The following is a 17,290-nucleotide window of genomic DNA, read 5'->3' as shown; positions in this document are numbered from 1 at the left end:
GCGGATACCCTCGGACAAGAAGACCGTCCGCGGCTAACCTTACGCAGCATCGCTGCCGTAAGGTTATATTAGCACGAAATATAGGGTTAATCAAACACATTTTACTTTGTCAGCACATTATCTAGTGTGTCTGCAAGGACTTCCATCGCATTTCTCATCTCTTCTACCGTGTTCGTCTGCGCCCCCGCTTCTATGAGCAGCGTCTTCGGCTTCAGGTGCATATTATACCGGTAGCCTCTCAGGTATATTCTTCTCGTGAATCCGGGATATTTATTTGCGGCGGAAATCTGCATCTGAAGCGAAAATGCAAGATTATCCTCTATGTATGGATTCTTTAAGTAGTCTATGTTCCCGTTGGCCTTTGTTCTGCTCAGCCCGTTAAAGAACATGATCTGTGCCGTCGGTTTTCCGTTCACCTCCGTCACAAGATGAGTGCCTTCCGCCACACCGTCGCGGTGCAGGTCAATGACGACCTCGATGCTCGGATTATCCTCCAGGATCTTCTGTATCTCCGGTTCCGCCAGCTGATACGCCTTGCTCCTGTCAAGTTTCCCGTCCACGAGATCATAGACGCCTTCATGGTGCATCGTCTGTATACCGTACTTGTCACTCAGCAGTTTGGACAGATAGTCTCCCATCCCCATGATAGTCGTGCTCGTGTCCCCGTCCTTGGAATCGGCGAACGCCTCCTGCGAATGGGTGTGGTAGATGAGGACTTTCGGGCCGTCGGACTTCTGGTCGATCTTCATGTCTTTTGCCATCAGCTTCTCGGCGTTCAGCTCATCTGCCGAAGTCATCGTTCCGCCGTCAATAACGTAGAAATTGCCGACGAGATATTCAAAGCTTTTCAACTTTTCCATAGAAGTATCTATCTTCGTTCCCGATGTCTGAACGGCCTCCTCATTCTGTGCATCTTTCTCATCATTCTGTATGAGTCTGCCGTTTTCATCCACCGCATTTTCATCGTTGGCCTGCTGGGCCAGAATCATTTCATATGTCTTCTTATCTTCTACATCTGTATGTATGTCTGACTTTCCTTCCACATAAGTCCCGAGAGGCATCATATTCATAGCCGCCGTCGTCAGCCAGTCCCTGAAAGAACTTCCTCTGCTCCCCTGCGTATATGCAAAGCCCGGAAGATAGATCTGCTGCGCTTCTTCCATCAGCATTTCACTCAGTTCATACTTTACCTTGCCCGCCGGGTCTACATGCGTATGCATTCCGGCATATACTGCCAGAATGCATACGGGAACTGCAATAATCATTTTATTTATCCGATGTCTTACTTTCAAATAAAATCACACACCTAATCTGATCACATTTTAATTGCCGTTTTAACACTATATGATGCCGGCACTGTGATTATGTGCATGTCCTGCGCAATATGACCCGGTTGATCTTACATCAGAAACACCTGGCTGCCGCGGCTGTCTATGCAAACAGCATATTCAGCGCTTCTGAGATGGTAAAGCTTATCCGCTTCACCGTCTCATCAATATCCTTTGGCGTCACAAACATTCCATTTAAATGAGGCGATATCAGTTCCTTCACAAGCTCATACTTTTCCGCCGCATTGTAGCCCTGCATCACGACGCCCACGCCCCGGAGTGTCTCGGATGTCTCCAGCGCGGCGATAAGATTCTCCATCGTGTCGTTTACGATCGTGGCCGCGTCCACCACAGTCGGGACACCGATCGCTATGACCGGAACGCCGACTGTCTCCTCCGTGATCGCGTTCCGGTGATTGCCGACCCCGGACCCTGGATTGATCCCCGTATCCGCGATCTGAATCGTACGGTTGAGACGTTTGGAGCTTCTGGCGGCAAGCGCGTCGACAGCGATGATGATATCCGGCTCTGTCTCTTTCACTACGCCGCGGATGATCTCCACGGTCTCCATACCGGTCTGGGCCATGACTCCCGGCACAATGGAACTGACCAGATGTACTTCCTCTTCCCCCATGGCATACTTTCCGTATTCTTTTACGATATGCCTTGTAATGTTAAGATTATCAGCCACATAAGGGCCGAGCGCGTCCGGCGTCACCATGCGGTTGCCGAGACCTACGACGAGTACAGAATAATCTTTTTTGTCTTTGTCCAGAAATCTCTGAAGAAATTTCATGAGTTCTTTTGACACCTCTTCATGATATCCTTCGTCCGGCACCGCCATGTTTGGCGCCTCCATGGTAATATAAGTTCCGACAGGCTTGCCCATCGTCTTGGCGCCTTTCTCTGTCTCGATCTTGACCGTGGTGATCCTTATCTCACGTTCCTCATCGTAGCTTTCTTCTAATACAACCCCTTGTACTTCAACATTGTCTGACTCGAAACGTTCTTTCTGTTCCAATGCCAGGTCTGTTCTGATGCTATACTTCTCAATCATTTCCACACCCTCGCTTTAGTCGTCATTTAAGTGCTAGTTTTTACAATATTTTGAGAAATATGTATTGACATTATGCATTCCTTGGAATAAAATGAATGAGTATGTTCCGTTAGAACGTCCGTGTCCGGATCTAACGAATATGAAATCGAAATAGAAATATGAAGATATTGGAGGTGGACGAGTTGGCTAATATCAAATCTGCAAAGAAAAGAATTTTAGTAAACGAAACAAAAGCTGCTAGAAATAAGTCAATCAAATCTAAAGTTAAAACTTGCGTAAAGAAAGTTGAGACTGCTGTTGCAAATAAAGATGCTGCTGTTGCTGCAGACGCTCTTAAGACTGCGATCAGAGAAATCAACAAAGCCGGCAGCAAGGGTGTATATCACAAAAACACCTGCGCAAGAAAGATTTCCCGTTTGACAAAAGCTGTAAACGAGATTGCTTAATTAGAATAGAAGATTTTAAAGAACAGCCATCCCGTCAGTGGCTGTTTTTTTGCTGCTTCCATTTAATATGATAAAAAATCCAACAGAACGACGGGCGGCGCCGGATGAGGGCCGCCCGTCGTTCTGTTATCTTCTGTCCGTGCCTGCGGCCGCTACAGCTTGGAGTAACCGTAGCTGTTCACCAGCGCCTCTACCCGCTTTCCTTCCCTGCAGAGCGGACAGTCACCTGCGTCATACGCCCGGTAATCCGGAAGATCCTTGCTTGTGAATATCGTCTTGATCTCCATTCCTGCTATCTTGCTCACCGCGCTGAATATGGAACATATCCCGCACACGGTGCCGCCATAGTACAATATGGAGTCGATCGCCCTGTGGATCGTCTTCCCGGTCGTGACGGAAGCCGCCAGTATGATCACCTGCTGATTCTGGATCATGCGCTGCTTGTTGTCGCGGAACATGATCTGCCCCAATGTGTCAAACTCCGGCGTTATAACTGAGATATTGTTTCCCGCGCTCAGCGACAGATTGCTGCTGTCCGCGAGATGTTCTGCCATGAACGTACCGATCACCTCCGTCTCATCGAGACATACGATCGTATTCACCATTGTGTTGGTCAGATACTCATTTGCCAGCTCCTTAGCCGCTTCCCTTGAATTGTTATGTCTCGTCTTGACTGTCGACATATCGATGTACGTATTCAAGTGGGAATTGCTCGTGGCAAAATGTCCTTTCATGATCTTAATACGCGCTTTTGGGTTCCTGGCAGAACGAAGGTCTGTAAATCTTGAATCCATCGGTCTAACTCCTCCTTTTTATGATTGACTTGTCAAACGGATATCCGCTGTAAGATCACAGGCCGGAATATCCGTAGCTGTTCACTATCGCATCGACCTTGACTCCCTGTCTGCAAAGCGGACAGTCATGTCCCGGATACACCTGGTATCCCGGAATTTCTCTTGTGGTAAAGATCGCATGGATATCAATTCCGGCAACCTTTGAAGCGGCGCTGAACACCGCGCACACGCCACATACATTTCCCCCGTAATAGACAACCGTGTCTATGGCCTGCATCATCGTCCTGCCCGTATTGACAGAACCGGCCAGGATCAGCACATGCGCTCCGCCTATCATCCGCTTCGTGTTGTCCCGGAACATCATCTGGCCAAGCTGGTTCATCTCCGGAGCAACGACGGATATGTTTTTCCCGCCGTTGACAGATATATTTCCCGGCTCCATCAGCAGTTCCGCCAGAAACGCCCCGACCGTCTCCATGCCGTCCAGACAGACGATCGTGTCGATCTGCGTGGATGACAGATACGGTTCCGCCAGCACCCGGGCCGTCTCCCTCGCGTTGTTGCACCGGCATTTGACTGTAGATATGTCTATGTAGGTATTCACGTGAGAATGACTTCTCGCGAAGTGTCCGTGCATGATCTTTATCCTTGCCTTCGGGTTTCTCTCAGAACGCAGATCCTGTAACTTAACATCCATGGCCCACTCTCCTTTCCGTCTTGATTTGAAAATTCATGATTTATATGATAGTTATATTTTAACATACTATATCGAAAAATACATCCGATTCAACCAAGTTTTCAGAAAATGGAGTGAATTTTGAAAGGGGTCAGACCCCTGCATATGCAGAGGGTCTGACCCCTTTCAAAATATTAATTATTGATCAGCTTATCTTCATCGCTCCAGCTGTAAAGCTTACGGATCTCTGCGCCGATCTTCTCTGACGGATGTTCTGCAGCAAGTTTTCTCATCGCCCTGAAGTGTGGCGCACCGCAGGAGTTCTCTGTCAGCCAGTCTTTAGCGAATGTTCCGTCCTGGATATCGCTTAAGATTTTCTTCATGGCTTTCTTTGTATCTTCCGTGATGATCTTCGGTCCTGTTATGTAATCACCGTACTCTGCCGTGTTAGAGATGGAGTATCTCATTCCTTCAAATCCTGACTGATAGATCAAGTCTACGATCAGCTTCATCTCGTGGATACACTCAAAGTATGCGTTTCTCGCATCATATCCGGCCTCGCACAGTGTCTCGAAGCCTGCCTGCATAAGCGCGCATACACCGCCGCACAGCACTGCCTGCTCTCCGAAGAGGTCTGTCTCTGTCTCTGTTCTGAACGTAGTCTCAAGCACTCCCGCTCTTGCTCCGCCGATCCCGAGTGCATATGCAAGTGCTTTGTCAAGCGCCTTGCCGGATGCGTCCTGCTCAACGGCAACGAGACAAGGAACTCCTTTTCCTGCCTGGTATTCGCTTCTTACCGTATGTCCCGGTCCTTTTGGAGCGATCATTGTCACGTCTACATTCTTCGGCGCTACGATCTGCCCGAAATGAATGGCAAAGCCGTGTGCAAACATAAGCATATTGCCCTCTTCCAGGTTCGGCTCGATGTCTTTTTTGTACATTGCAGCCTGCTTCTCATCATTGATAAGGATCATGATGATATCTGCTTTCTTTGCTGCCTCTGCCGCCGTAAATACTTCAAATCCCTGTGACTCGGCCTTGGCCCATGATCTGCTTCCTTCGTAAAGACCGATGATAACGTTGCAGCCTGACTCTTTTAAGTTAAGGGCATGTGCATGTCCCTGGCTTCCGTAACCGATAACGGCGATCGTCTTTCCTTCCAATAAAGATAAATTACAGTCTTCCTGATAATAAATTTTTGCTGACATATGTATACCTCCTGCTTTTCATTGCTTTTATCGTTAAAGGGTGATTCCTTTAGCTTCTTTCATTATTGTCCTACTCTATGATCGTAACGTCCTTGATACCGCGTGAGAGTCCGGTTATGCCCGTTCTGGCAAGTTCCAGTATCTCGTATCCGTCCAGCAGATTTAGAAAGGCTTCCAGCTTGGACTGTGTCCCGGTCAGTTCTACCATGAGGGACTCCTTTTCCACATCCACTATCTTCGCCCTGAAAATGTCCGCCAGTGACACGATCTCCGCCCGCTGTGCGGGATTGGCAAGTATCTTTACCATGATAAGCTCACGGTAAACAGAATCTTCCGGCTTCAGCACCTTTATCTCGATCACGTCTTCAAGCTTTCTCACCTGTTTCTCGATCTGAGACAGGATCAGTTCATCCCCGCTTGCCACTATGGTGATCCTTGTAAATCTTGGATCCGCGGTGACGCCCGCTGTGATGCTGTCGATACTGTAGCCGCGCCTGCTGAACAATCCGGCGATCCGGCTCAGTACGCCAGGATTATTATCTACCAGTAATGAATATACTCTCTGCATACTGCACCTCTTTTCTTTTATCATTAAAACAGAGTGCGTTCTGTTTTTTAATGATATCAATTTATTGTATTTTTGTCAAGTGCCTCTTTATGAAATATATCGCGGCATCCTTTCTTAAGTTTACTTTATTTGACCTGCTAAAACAAGTATAGTATTCTTATTAAAGTGATACTACAGATTGGAGGAGACCGCCATAAAAAAAATTCTGATCATCGACGATGATATGTATATAGGAAATATGCTGGATGAACTTCTCACCAGAGAAGGATACTTTACAGGCCGCGCCTATTCAGGCACCGAGGCGCTGCTGCTTCTGTCCCGCGAAAAGCCCGACCTTATTTTACTTGACCTGATGCTGCCCGGCTTAAGCGGAGAGGAAATACTGCCGGAATTAGAGGGAATCCCCGTGATAATCATGAGCGCCAAAACAAGTGTGGACGACAAAGTCACGCTTCTGCTCGGCGGCGCTGCCGATTATATCACCAAACCTTTTGACACAAAGGAACTACTGGCAAGAATTGCCGTACAACTGAGAAGTACCGCCGTTACAAGCGCGGCGCACAGTCTTGTATTTGACGATATAACGGTGGATACGGCATCTCACACCGTCCATGTACACGGTCTTCCGGTCAGGATGACAAGAACTGAATATGCCATATTGAAACTGCTCATGCAGAATCCTTCACAAGTGTGCACGAAATCCGTGATACTGGAACATATCAGTGAAGACACGCCCGACTGCACCGAAAGCTCCCTTAAGGTCCACGTGAGCAATATGAGAAAAAAACTACAGGATGCCGGCCGGAAAGATTACATCGAATCTGTATGGGGAATTGGTTTTAAAATGAAAGAAAACTGAATCTTAACCAAATCTTTACTCTTCTCTTAACCGCTTCCTTAACCTTTATGAGTTAAGCTTTCCGTATCACCAAAAAGGAGGCCAACAACATGGACTATGTTTTAACAACAGATTCATTATGCAAACATTACAGACATTTTAAAGCGCTGGATCATTTGACCATGCATGTCCCGAAAGGTTCCATTTACGGTTTTATAGGAAAAAACGGCGCAGGCAAGACAACTCTCATCCGGCTCATATGCGGGCTGCAGCATTGCACTGCCGGGGGATACAGACTGTACGGCACAGACAATACGGACAAAGCGGTCTTCAGATCACGAAGAAGAATCGGCGCTGTCATCGAGACCCCGTCTATTTATTCAGACATGACCGCCGAAGATAATCTGCAAGAACAGTACCGTACACTCGGTCTGCCGTCCTTCGACGATATTCCGGCGCTTTTAAAACTGGTCGGTCTGGAGGGCACCGGCAGAAAAAAGGCAAAGAACTTTTCTCTCGGCATGCGTCAAAGGCTTGGCATTGCGGTAGCGCTTGCCGGAAGCCCGGACTTTCTCGTACTGGATGAGCCGGTCAACGGACTGGATCCACAGGGCATCATTGAGATGCGCGAACTCATTTTAAAGCTGAACCGTGAACACCAGATCACCGTCCTCATATCGAGCCACATGCTCGATGAACTGTCCCGCCTTGCGACCCATTACGGCTTCATTGACCGGGGACGTATGGTTAAAGAGATGAGCGCCCGGGAACTGGATGCCGCGTGCAGAAAATGTACACGGTTTAAGGTCACTGATATAACTGCGCTCACACGCGTGGCGGAGCGTATGCATATGGAATATCAGATCCTGTCAGATTCATGCGCGGACATCTTTTCCACTGTCGATATCACCGCTTTCGTGCTGGCGCTTGCCAAAGAGAACTGCCGGACAGTATCTGTCAGCCAGCACGATGAAACACTGGAAAGTTATTATGTAAGCCTGCTGGGAGGTGAAGGAAATGAATAGACTGCTTAATGCCAATTTTACACGTCTTAAAAAAAACAAAGTATTCTGGGGCGGCATGATCTTTATGGCTGCATACGGCGTATTTATCATGTTTGGAAATTACATGGATTCCAAAAGATACGGTGATCCGATTCCTGTCGATTCTGTATTTTTCTCTTATACGATCATGATCGGGATCGTATCTGCCGTATTCTGCTGTCTGTTTCTCGGCACCGAATACAGTGAAGGCACTATCCGCAATAAACTGATGATCGGTCATACACGCGGACGGATATATGCCGCAAACCTGCTTGTATGTATAGCCGCGGGTATTTTTATGACGCTGTCTTTCATCGCGGCAGCGGGAGCCGTCGGATTTCCCTTACTCGGTTTTTTTAAATCTGAACTCCGGATCGTACTGGCTGTCCTTTTGGGAAGTCTCGTTATGGTAACTGCCCTGTCTTCTGTCTTCACGTTCCTCAGTATGATGATCCAGAATAAGGCGGCCGCCGCTGTAACTGTGCTGCTGACGATCTTCATCCTCCTGTTTGCCGCAATTTACATGAACTCACGCCTTTCTTCACCTGAAATGTACGAAGGTTATACGTACATCGATGAGTCCGGTAATATGGTAGAGCAGGAAGCACAGCCGAATCAGGCCTACGTATCCGGAACAACGCGCAAAGTATACAAAGCGCTTATGGACATTCTTCCCACCGGCCAGAGCCTGCAGTATGCCTCTATGTCCGGCGCGCATTTGTGGCAGATGCCCGTATATTCTGTTATCATCACTATCGCTGCCTCCGGAGCCGGAATCATAGTATTCCGGCGGAAAGACATCAAGTAAAGGAGTCCTTATGGCAATCCTGTTATGTGCCCTCACCGGCATGTTGATCATCACCGTTATTTTACTTTTCATCAAAATACGCATACTGCAGAAGTCAGCAGGGGAAATAAGCAAAGCGCTGGCGGACCGGCTGGAAACTGAAACGAATACTCTTATCGACCTCTCAAGCCGCGACCCGTATATGAGCGCGCTTGCCGAAACCATCAATGTGCAGCTTCGGAAACTCAGAGAGGAACGGCAGCGTTTCCAGCAGGGTGACAGAAATATAAAAGAGGCCATAACAAACATATCCCACGATATCAGAACGCCGCTCACCGCCATATGCGGGTATCTGGAACTGCTGGAACGAGAAGAGATGTCTGAAGAAGTCCGGCGTTGTCTCTGCATTATCCAGGACCGCGCCGATGTGCTGAACAGGCTGGCGGAAGAACTCTTCTGTTATTCCGTCACCACTTCAGCTCCGTTTCAGCAGAAAAGAGAAGCCGTATCACTGAACAGTATTCTTGCAGAAAGTATCTCTGCATACTATGCAGTGCTCAAAGGCAGCCGCATCACACCAGATATCCATCTTCCAGAATCCGCTGTCATGCGCAGTCTCGACAAGAATGCGCTGTATCGTATATTCGGCAACATTATAGGCAATGCCGTCAAATACAGTGACGGAGATCTAACGATCAAGTTAGACGAAAACGGCGGGATCGTCTTTTCTAATCACGCCCCAAAGCTGAACGAATTACAGGCCGGCAGGCTGCTCGACCGATATTATACGGTAGAGGCCGCAAGCAGGTCAACCGGCCTCGGGCTGTCCATCGCCAAGACACTGACCGAACAGATGGGAGGCAGCATAAGGACATCATATGCCGCCGGCACACTCAGCATCCTTCTGCACTTTCCCTAAATGGGAGATTTTGTTGGAGGAATTTGGGAGGGTGGTTAGCGTACGGCAGAGGAACGGCGGGAGGGCGCTGTGGGACGGTCGGTGCGCTTGCAAGCTGTAAGGGAAGAAGCCGCGGCAGGAACAGACACCGACAGAATTCAATAGGAAATCTGGATGATTTCCTATTTCAGCTGTCTCAGAAACTGCACTTGTAGTGCAGTTTCTGGTCTGTCCCTGCCGCGGCTTCTTCCCTAACTGCTTGACAAAGCTCCCTCCAACGCCCCACAGCCCCCTCCCGCCGTTCCTCTGCCTGTTCCCTCACAAAGCTCAAATTTCTTCAACGCGTGGGATTCTCTGGGCGAACCACAATGGATATACACTGCGGCCGTAGTTTTCTGGATAAGAGTCTACCCATTGAGAAGACCTGGGGACTTCCTTTTGCTTGGAATGTTTATCATCCTGAGCGATGAGCAGGCAGGTCTGTCGGGTGTGCAGGGGTGTGGAAGCGCGTTCGGAGGCAGGTGAGGAAAACGTTGCGGAAGAAAGAGCCGGAAACAGACACGGGAATGTTATCACAAATAACATTCCCGAGAGCCTCTGAGGGAGGAAATCCCTTCAGGATTTCATTCCGAATAGGCTCGATTGTCTGCTTCCGGCTCTTTTTTCCGTTACGCTTTCCCGCCTGCCGTAGCGCGCTTCCACACCCCTGCACACCCGACAGACCTGCCGTCCACCGCCAAAAAATAAACATTCCCAACAAAAATCCCCAATCACTCAACAATGCGGACTTTATCCATGTCCAGTTCTTCCAGATCATACGCGGGCATTTTCACAGCCGGCATTCCGAGGGACAAAATCGCCTCCAGTTTGTAGTTCTCCGGGAATTTCAGCTTTTCTCTCACATACTCTTCTGTCGTCTTCTCGTCCGCCTTCCTCAGCCTTCCCTGTATCCAGCAGCTTCCTACGCCGAGGCTTGACGCCATCAGATGCATGTTTGCCATGGCAACGGAACAGTCTTCTACCCATACGTCCTGCGCCTCGGCGTCACCGGTCACAACGATGGCGCACTGTGCTTCCTTCAGCATTTTCACTCCGCCTTCTCTGCACCGGGACAGGTATTCCAGCACTTCTTTATTGCGTACAACGATAAACTGCCACGGCCGCTTTGCCTTTCCTGATTCTGACAGCAGACCCGCCTGTATGATCTTTTGAAGGTCTTCTTCTCTGACCGGTTCATCCGTATAATTTCTGATACTGCGCCGTTTCCGCATTACTTCTAATAAATCCATCTCATTTACACCCTTTCTTTATCATCAAACTCTTTTTTCAGGACCACAAACCAGAAAAAGATATCCCCTGTTCAGATATCTCTCTCTGGTCTCGTTTACGTCTATGTTATATCTTCTGGAGGGATTCGTCAATTTGTAAAAAACTATAACTCCAGGTAGCGCTGCAGAACTTCTTTCATATCTCCGATAATACCATAATCAGACACGTTGAAGATCGGCGCATTCTCATCCTCATTGACCGCGACAAACAGCTTCGTGTCTTTGATGCCTTCCGTGTGCTGGATCGCTCCTGATACACCGAGAGAGATACAGATGCGCGGACGGATGGTAAAGCCGGTCTGCCCGATCTGATGTTCAAACGGTATCATTCCGGTATCGGCCAGCGGCCTTGTGCCGCCGATCGCTGCCTCAAGCTTGCCTGCAAACCGTTTCAGCAATTCAAAGTTCTCTTCACTCTCTGCGCCGCGGCCGCCCACAACGACAACCTCCGCAGCGAGAATGCTGTCCGTGTCGCTGGAGGCCGGAAGCGCCTCCACGATCTCTATTTTAGATTCCGGAAGGACGATATCGTCGAAATACTCGACTTTGACCTCCGCATCCGGCGCGGCCTCGTAAGGCGTGTAGACACCGGGTCTCACCGTCATCATCTGGGGATAGCAGCCTTCTTTTGTCACGATCGTGACAAATACATTCTCTCCGAAGGAAGGCTTGTTCTGTTTGATGTAGAAGCTTCCGTCCTCCCGTTTATCTACAAGTAACTCTGTACAGTCCGCCGTAAGGCCGCAGCCAAGCCGGGCCGCAACTCTCGAAAAGACAGAGCGTCCCATTGGAGTCGCCGGAACGAGCACGCTGGCCGGATCTATTCTTTTGATCATCTCTGCCAGCACCTGGCTTAGCGCGTCATCCTGAAATGTACAGTCCCGGTCTGTCTTGACCGCATATATCTCATCTACGCCGGATTGCTCCAGCTGTGCTGCGAGCTGTTCACAGTCTCTGGCCGCGACGACCGCCTGGATCTTTTCACCGGTCGTCTTTTTAATGAAATGTGCCGCACTGACCAGTTCTGCCACGACAGGCTCTATATTTCCATTATAATTCTCTGCGAAAACACAAATTCCATTAGCCATCTATTCTTTTCCTTTCTCGATCTCGATCAACTCTTTCAGTTTACGTGCCAGCTCATCCGGTGTACCTGTAAGCATCTGAGCCTTTCTCGTACTCTCCGGTTCAAAGGAATCGATCACAACGGTAGGGGATCCTTCCAGGCCGGTCTCACCTGCCGCCATGCCAAGCTCTGCATTCGTATACACTTCCAGAGGTTTACTTTTAGCCGCCCGCTTCGAGCGCAGCGTCGCCAGACGCGGTTCGTTGCACCCAAAGCAGACACTCATCAGCGCCGGAAGCGCAGCCTTGATCTTCAGTTCCATTCCCTGGAATTTCTTCACTGCCAGAATCGTGCCGGCCGTACTTTCGTCGTAGGTAAGCCCCTGTATCTCTGACACATGAGGGATTCCCATGTATTCCGCCACCATAGCGCCCACCTGGCCGGTGGCGCCGTCTGCCGACAGCGCGCCGCTTAAGATCAGATCAAACGTCCCATATTTCTCAAGGCTTTTTGCAAGCACCTTTGCCGTGGCGACAGTATCTCCTCCGGCAAGGCATCTGTCCGTAATGAGACAGCTCTCATCACAGCCGAGCGCCATCGCATCTCTCAATGCCTTCTCTGCATCCGGAGGACCCATCGTAAATACCACGACTTTCCCTTCCGTCTGTTCTTTTAAGACCATGGCCGCCTCGATCGCATTCAGATCCGCAGGGTTGATCATACCCTCGGAGCTGGCACGCACAAGCGCATGAGTCTCCGGGTCCACGGAAACGTCATTGGAAACGGGAACCTGCTTTATAAGAACTGCTATATTCATAACTTCTCCTCTCTGTTATATATCCTTATTTCAACAGACGTTCAAATGCCCAGTCTTCCAGCAATGGTGTCTTCTCGCCGCGCATAATGAACTTCGCAAGGTCTCTGCTGGCCGCCGGAGCCTCGATCACACCGTTTCCGCCGTATCCTGTGGCGAGAACGTATCCCTCTACAGGAGTCTCTCCGAGGATCGGAAGGAAATCTTTCGGCTCTGCTCGGTAGGACAGCCAGGAAGATACAAGACCGCTGTCCACGATCCCAGGCACTCTGCACTCCAGCTGGTCTAACAGGAAATCGATGAAATAGTCGTCTGTCCCGCCCGTAGCCGGAAGCTTGTCAGGATCCCACTGTCCTGCATGCATAGGATTGTTCAGGTCCATAGACAGATGGGATTTGCAGATAAAGATATTGTCGCCTGCTCTCAGGGCGTAGAACGCAGGATATTTTAATACAGGGAAGGTATAGCCTAATTTCTTTCCCGGAGGGCATAAGAAGAATGCTTCTGCCTTTGTATGCCAGATCGGGACATCCATTCCTACCATCTCACCTGTAAACTTGCTCCATGGCCCTGTACAGTCTACTACACAGTCAAATTCATAATCTTCTCCGTCGCTTGTCCTGAGCCCTTTGATCTTGTTGTTTTCCACCTTAACTTCTGTAACTTTTACGCCGGTCTTGATCGTTCCGCCGTTCTTCTGCATTTTCTTTGCATATGTATTGGAGATCATCGTTCCGTCGAAGTATCCGTCGTCCTGCGTATATCCGGCGCCGAGAATATTCTCCGTCGAGATGTCGGGAAGGATCTCTTTGATCCTGTCCTTATCGGTAATATATTCTCCTGTATAGCCGGCGGCTTTGGCAAGCGCGATGCCAGTCTTGATCGTTGCCTCTACCTTCTCGTCTGTAGCCACTACGAGTGTTCCGGTCTTGTCAAAACCTGCGGAGCCCTTTTCTTCCTCCTCCATCTTGAGATAGGACTCAAATCCATACAGTCTTACATCCCAGTATCTGTTTCTCAAAGAATCGTCAAAAAGACATACCGTTCCCGCTGATTTTGCAGTGGAAGCTCCTCCGATGGTGTCTTTTTCAAATACGACCACCTCCGCATTATCATAAAGGCTCAGATGATATCCGAGACATGTTCCTGAAATACCTCCGCCAATAATACCAATTTTTTTCTTGTCCATAACTTTACCTTCCTTTCTTTTTTCTTATATTTTTTTAACATGTGACATTCATGTCATCTACCTTGAGGATCGTTTCTAAAAGTACCCTTAAGCCCTGCCTGATATCTTCTTTTTCTGTATACTCATATCTCGAATGGCTGATGCCGTCTACACTAGGAACAAATATCATTCCCGTCGGGAACCTGGCTGTCATGATAAGGGAATCATGAAAAGCGCCGCTTGGTATCACGGCATATGGAATGTCAAGTTCCTGTACCGACTTTTCAATGCTTTCTTTCACCCACTCTGCCATAGGCGCCGGCTCGTGGTAAGAGAAACGCTCAAATGTGTAAGTCTCACCCATCTCTTTACAGATCCGTCCAAGCTGCTCTTCCAGTTTCCTTTCGATGAGCTCTATCATCTCTTTGTCCTGATCCCTTATTTCCAGGTTAAAAGTACAAGTCCCCGGAATGACATTGACAGAATTTGGGACTACCTTCATCGTGCCGACGGTGGCTACCGTATATGCGCTGCCGTACTCTTCCACGATCCGGGGCACTGCGGATATGAACCCGGCCGCTGCCACAAGAGCGTCCCTGCGGTCCGCCATCACTGTACTTCCCGCGTGGTTGGCCTCCCCTTTGACTGTGATCTCATAACGGCTCACCCCGGCGATGGAAGATACGACGCCCACAGGCGTACCGTTCTTATACAGAGAGGCTCCCTGCTCTACGTGAAGCTCCAGAAAGCAATGTATAGAATCTCTGGCTCTCTTTGCTTTGGGGACATCGGCCACATGGAGCCCGTAAGCTTTCATCACTTCGCCCCTTGTCTGTCCGTTCATGTCCTCGTCGGCCTCACTGATATGAAGCTCTTCCCCGCACATGGCGCCGCTTCCGAGAAGTCCGCTGCCAAAACGAAATCCCTCTTCGTCGGTAAACACGACGACTTCCAGCGGATGTTTCAGTCTCCTGCCGCTTTTCAGAAGTGTCTCGCAGATCTCAAGTCCTGCCACACATCCGAGCACGCCGTCATACTTTCCGCCGTCCGGAACCGTATCCAGATGGGAACCGGTCACGATGGCCGGCAGTTTTGGATTCTCTCCCTCCAGCCGGAACTTCAGATTACCGGCGCTGTCCATGACCGGCTCAAGTCCTAGCTTACGGAAATATCCTGCGAATGTCTCCCGTCCTTTTAGATCCCCGGGTGAATATGCCATTCTCGTGTAAGTTCCGTCATCCTGCGCTCCGCACTGATACAGTTCTTCCAGACGGGAAAGGACTCTTTCCAAGTTAATGTCCATAAAATCCCTCCATACTGCTTACTGACTTGGTGATTGTGCACACTTACTCTTCGCTGTCAGTAGTTCAATAAGCATACATAACTGTTGCTGACTAAATGTTTTTTATCTATATTGCACATTATAGATAATTTTTTAACATATTACATCGGTGCAAAAAGATAAAAAAAGAGAGATAATTTATCTAGTCTGGATAAACTATCTCTCTCTTCCCGATTCTTCCCGGAATTTATATGAAATCCTTATTGTAATTCTCTATCATCTTATAGACTACGAGGCCGATGCGCACTGCCAGCACTTCGTTCGCATTGTCAAAGTCAATGCCCGTTATCTTTGTGATCTTCTCTATTCTGTAGGCTGCCGTCTTATAATGTACATACAGATCCTGGGCCGTCTTGGACAGATTCTGGTTCCTGTCCAGATAAGTCTTCAGCGTTATGATCAGGTCGTCCCTCTGAGGTTTCTTATAATTATAGAGCTTCTGCAGGCCCTCCGGCACATATTCGAGCATCATGGACGAGTCGTCCAGCTGGCAGAGAAGCTTAAATATGCCCAGATCCGAGAACAGCATCGCCCGGGAATTCCCGTCCTCCGATACTTCCCCTGCCACATCCACGAACATAAACGCCTCTTTCGCCTCCTTAAAGCTCTCCGGAAGATTGATGATCCCTTCCACAAGCCTTCCGACGCCGGCCTTCACTTTCAGATACTTGTTATACGCAGACACCTCTGCCTGTACCTGTTCCGCCACTTCCTTGATCTCTCTGCGGTACTCCTCCTGCGTCTGATCCTTTTGCACCTTCTGAATCACGACGATCTTGTCCAGGTCATTATGTATCTTTGCATCCGATATATGCGCAAATATGGCTGTGCTCAGCACGTTTGTGTCCTTCACCCTGGCTTTGAAGTCCCCCTTCGCACTGCTCTCGTTCTTCATCCCAAACACAATGACCCGGTAGCATCCGTCGATCTCCACACCGAGCAGTCCTGTATTTTTCTGGAGCTCACCGATGGAGTGCACTTTCCCGTTCAGTATATTGTGCATAATATCATTTTGAAACTTCTTTTCCAGCTCTGTCACTGCATACTGCCTTGAAAATTCAAACCTGAGAGCCGTTATGGCGCTCTCTGCCGCTATGCTGTCCATCGTATTGAACGGCTGGTTCACCTCACTTACAACGAGATATATCTTTTCTCTGAAACTCATCTTCACCTGAATGACGCACTGGGACACTTCCCCGTTCTGCTTCAGATATGTGTAATTGGAATACGTTCCCGGTTCAAACGGTACGGCATCCTTCCTGATCTTAAGCTCCCCGCCGGCTCCGTCCGTAGAAGCCAGACAGGACATGTTCTGGTTAAAGACGGCGACCGGATTGCGGATCAGCTTGGCAAGCACGTCCAGAATATTTTCGATCCCTTTTCCCTTGGAATCCGGTGTCAGGGCAAGCGCCGCAAAATTATCATATGTCGTTTTAAAATATTTAAGCCTTGTCACTTCTTCATTGAACAGATGCTCCATGATAAGACTCATGATATCTCTGAATGAAAATTCAAAAGGCACCTCCAGGATAGGTATCCCGTGGGTCTCGGAAAATTCCAGCAGAAGATGGATCTTCGTGTCAGCGTTCTCCACCTTCCTGCCGCGCTTTAGAATGAGCGCACTGACACTCTTTCTCGTCAGCTCGTTGATATACACTTTAAATTCTTCGACGGTACATGACCGGAACGCATACAGTCCTGTCAGAAGAACTTCTCCGCCGTCAATAAATTTGACGATATCCGGAGCTTCGATGATCGTCACTCCTTTGATCTCTCTGTCAAGGCCGCGTTCACCGCTTATTAACTTAACATCTTTTAATTCCTCTGCCTGCAGCAGCTCTTCCACACTAAATCCCATTTTCAACCTCTCCGCTAACATTGATACTGCCCGTTTTCAGCCGCATATATCCGGCCATAAGCAGGTGACAA

General features: G+C 48.9%; 17 protein-coding genes. 5 read left to right on the top strand and 12 right to left on the bottom strand.

Annotated features, from left to right (window positions below):
• Positions 1-101: 101 nt before the first annotated feature.
• Both spoIIP and gpr read right to left on the bottom strand, forming a co-directional pair.
• Positions 102-1,265: a stage II sporulation protein P gene (gene spoIIP / locus LAJLEIBI_RS07440; protein ID WP_006444051.1), complete on the bottom strand. Its 1,164-nt coding sequence runs from the start codon at positions 1,263-1,265 to the stop codon at positions 102-104.
• A 166-nt stretch (positions 1,266-1,431) separates the two neighbouring features.
• On the bottom strand, positions 1,432-2,385 hold the full coding sequence (gpr, locus tag LAJLEIBI_RS07435) for a GPR endopeptidase (protein WP_006444050.1): 954 nt from the start codon (positions 2,383-2,385) through the stop codon (positions 1,432-1,434).
• 182 nt (positions 2,386-2,567) lie between these two features.
• On the opposite strand from gpr, the gene rpsT reads away from it, so the two are divergent.
• Positions 2,568-2,831, top strand: a complete 264-nt coding sequence (gene rpsT / locus LAJLEIBI_RS07430) for a 30S ribosomal protein S20 (protein WP_040435206.1) — start codon at positions 2,568-2,570, stop codon at positions 2,829-2,831.
• A gap of 152 nt (positions 2,832-2,983) precedes the next feature.
• Here rpsT and LAJLEIBI_RS07425 read toward each other — a convergent pair whose 3' ends face one another.
• The 4 genes from LAJLEIBI_RS07425 to ilvN form a co-directional block, all read right to left on the bottom strand.
• Entirely contained in the window at positions 2,984-3,625 is a 642-nt protein-coding gene (locus tag LAJLEIBI_RS07425) for a phosphoribosyltransferase (protein WP_006444048.1), read from the bottom strand.
• Between the two features lie 55 nt (positions 3,626-3,680).
• Complete coding sequence (locus LAJLEIBI_RS07420; protein WP_006444047.1) at positions 3,681-4,322, bottom strand: phosphoribosyltransferase; 642 nt, start codon at positions 4,320-4,322, stop codon at positions 3,681-3,683.
• A 173-nt stretch (positions 4,323-4,495) separates the two neighbouring features.
• A complete protein-coding gene (gene ilvC, locus LAJLEIBI_RS07415) occupies positions 4,496-5,509 on the bottom strand; it encodes a ketol-acid reductoisomerase (protein ID WP_006444045.1) in 1,014 nt (337 codons plus the stop codon).
• 70 nt (positions 5,510-5,579) lie between these two features.
• The gene (gene ilvN, locus LAJLEIBI_RS07410) at positions 5,580-6,077 is read right to left on the bottom strand and encodes an acetolactate synthase small subunit (protein ID WP_040435205.1); all 498 of its coding nucleotides are present in this window, start codon (positions 6,075-6,077) and stop codon (positions 5,580-5,582) included.
• A gap of 193 nt (positions 6,078-6,270) precedes the next feature.
• Between ilvN and LAJLEIBI_RS07405 the strand changes: the two genes are divergently transcribed.
• From LAJLEIBI_RS07405 to LAJLEIBI_RS07390, 4 genes are all read left to right on the top strand, one after another.
• Positions 6,271-6,936, top strand: coding sequence for a response regulator transcription factor (locus LAJLEIBI_RS07405; protein WP_040435695.1), 666 nt, complete (start codon positions 6,271-6,273; stop codon positions 6,934-6,936).
• 89 nt (positions 6,937-7,025) lie between these two features.
• On the top strand, positions 7,026-7,940 hold the full coding sequence (locus LAJLEIBI_RS07400) for an ABC transporter ATP-binding protein (RefSeq protein WP_040435204.1): 915 nt from the start codon (positions 7,026-7,028) through the stop codon (positions 7,938-7,940).
• Positions 7,933-8,766, top strand: a complete 834-nt coding sequence (locus LAJLEIBI_RS07395; protein WP_006444040.1) for an ABC transporter permease — start codon at positions 7,933-7,935, stop codon at positions 8,764-8,766. The genes LAJLEIBI_RS07400 and LAJLEIBI_RS07395 overlap by 8 nt, the downstream gene beginning before the upstream one ends.
• A gap of 10 nt (positions 8,767-8,776) precedes the next feature.
• Complete coding sequence (locus LAJLEIBI_RS07390; protein ID WP_006444039.1) at positions 8,777-9,664, top strand: sensor histidine kinase; 888 nt, start codon at positions 8,777-8,779, stop codon at positions 9,662-9,664.
• A 749-nt stretch (positions 9,665-10,413) separates the two neighbouring features.
• Here the strand turns inward: LAJLEIBI_RS07390 and LAJLEIBI_RS07385 are convergent.
• The 6 genes from LAJLEIBI_RS07385 to LAJLEIBI_RS07360 all read right to left on the bottom strand — a co-directional run bounded on the left by LAJLEIBI_RS07385 (position 10,414) and on the right by LAJLEIBI_RS07360 (position 17,219).
• Positions 10,414-10,932: a nitroreductase family protein gene (locus LAJLEIBI_RS07385; protein WP_006444035.1), complete on the bottom strand. Its 519-nt coding sequence runs from the start codon at positions 10,930-10,932 to the stop codon at positions 10,414-10,416.
• 143 nt (positions 10,933-11,075) lie between these two features.
• The gene (locus LAJLEIBI_RS07380; RefSeq protein ID WP_006444034.1) at positions 11,076-12,059 is read right to left on the bottom strand and encodes an electron transfer flavoprotein subunit alpha/FixB family protein; all 984 of its coding nucleotides are present in this window, start codon (positions 12,057-12,059) and stop codon (positions 11,076-11,078) included.
• On the bottom strand, positions 12,060-12,854 hold the full coding sequence (locus LAJLEIBI_RS07375; RefSeq protein WP_006444033.1) for an electron transfer flavoprotein subunit beta/FixA family protein: 795 nt from the start codon (positions 12,852-12,854) through the stop codon (positions 12,060-12,062).
• A 25-nt stretch (positions 12,855-12,879) separates the two neighbouring features.
• A complete protein-coding gene (locus LAJLEIBI_RS07370) occupies positions 12,880-14,040 on the bottom strand; it encodes an NAD(P)/FAD-dependent oxidoreductase (RefSeq protein ID WP_006444032.1) in 1,161 nt (386 codons plus the stop codon).
• A gap of 34 nt (positions 14,041-14,074) precedes the next feature.
• Positions 14,075-15,322: a Zn-dependent hydrolase gene (locus LAJLEIBI_RS07365; protein ID WP_006444031.1), complete on the bottom strand. Its 1,248-nt coding sequence runs from the start codon at positions 15,320-15,322 to the stop codon at positions 14,075-14,077.
• 226 nt (positions 15,323-15,548) lie between these two features.
• The gene (locus LAJLEIBI_RS07360; RefSeq protein ID WP_040435202.1) at positions 15,549-17,219 is read right to left on the bottom strand and encodes a PucR family transcriptional regulator; all 1,671 of its coding nucleotides are present in this window, start codon (positions 17,217-17,219) and stop codon (positions 15,549-15,551) included.
• Positions 17,220-17,290 lie beyond the last annotated feature (71 nt).

Origin of the sequence: [Clostridium] hylemonae DSM 15053 (assembly GCF_008281175.1) — a bacterium.
Classification (GTDB): Bacteria; Bacillota; Clostridia; order Lachnospirales; family Lachnospiraceae; genus Extibacter; species Extibacter hylemonae.
This window is presented reverse-complemented; position numbering and strand designations above follow the sequence as displayed.

Coding starts and splice junctions, on each gene's coding strand:
- LAJLEIBI_RS07425 (WP_006444048.1), bottom strand. CDS start 3,625: ATGGATTCAAGATTTACAGACCTTCGTTCTGCCAGGAACCCAAAAGCG.
- LAJLEIBI_RS07390 (WP_006444039.1), top strand. CDS start 8,777: ATGGCAATCCTGTTATGTGCCCTCACCGGCATGTTGATCATCACCGTT.
- LAJLEIBI_RS07400 (WP_040435204.1), top strand. CDS start 7,026: ATGGACTATGTTTTAACAACAGATTCATTATGCAAACATTACAGACAT.
- LAJLEIBI_RS07375 (WP_006444033.1), bottom strand. CDS start 12,854: ATGAATATAGCAGTTCTTATAAAGCAGGTTCCCGTTTCCAATGACGTT.
- LAJLEIBI_RS07370 (WP_006444032.1), bottom strand. CDS start 14,040: ATGGACAAGAAAAAAATTGGTATTATTGGCGGAGGTATTTCAGGAACA.
- spoIIP (WP_006444051.1), bottom strand. CDS start 1,265: ATGATTATTGCAGTTCCCGTATGCATTCTGGCAGTATATGCCGGAATG.
- LAJLEIBI_RS07360 (WP_040435202.1), bottom strand. CDS start 17,219: ATGGGATTTAGTGTGGAAGAGCTGCTGCAGGCAGAGGAATTAAAAGAT.
- LAJLEIBI_RS07365 (WP_006444031.1), bottom strand. CDS start 15,322: ATGGACATTAACTTGGAAAGAGTCCTTTCCCGTCTGGAAGAACTGTAT.
- LAJLEIBI_RS07395 (WP_006444040.1), top strand. CDS start 7,933: ATGAATAGACTGCTTAATGCCAATTTTACACGTCTTAAAAAAAACAAA.
- ilvN (WP_040435205.1), bottom strand. CDS start 6,077: ATGCAGAGAGTATATTCATTACTGGTAGATAATAATCCTGGCGTACTG.
- ilvC (WP_006444045.1), bottom strand. CDS start 5,509: ATGTCAGCAAAAATTTATTATCAGGAAGACTGTAATTTATCTTTATTG.
- LAJLEIBI_RS07385 (WP_006444035.1), bottom strand. CDS start 10,932: ATGGATTTATTAGAAGTAATGCGGAAACGGCGCAGTATCAGAAATTAT.
- LAJLEIBI_RS07420 (WP_006444047.1), bottom strand. CDS start 4,322: ATGGATGTTAAGTTACAGGATCTGCGTTCTGAGAGAAACCCGAAGGCA.
- LAJLEIBI_RS07380 (WP_006444034.1), bottom strand. CDS start 12,059: ATGGCTAATGGAATTTGTGTTTTCGCAGAGAATTATAATGGAAATATA.
- gpr (WP_006444050.1), bottom strand. CDS start 2,385: ATGATTGAGAAGTATAGCATCAGAACAGACCTGGCATTGGAACAGAAA.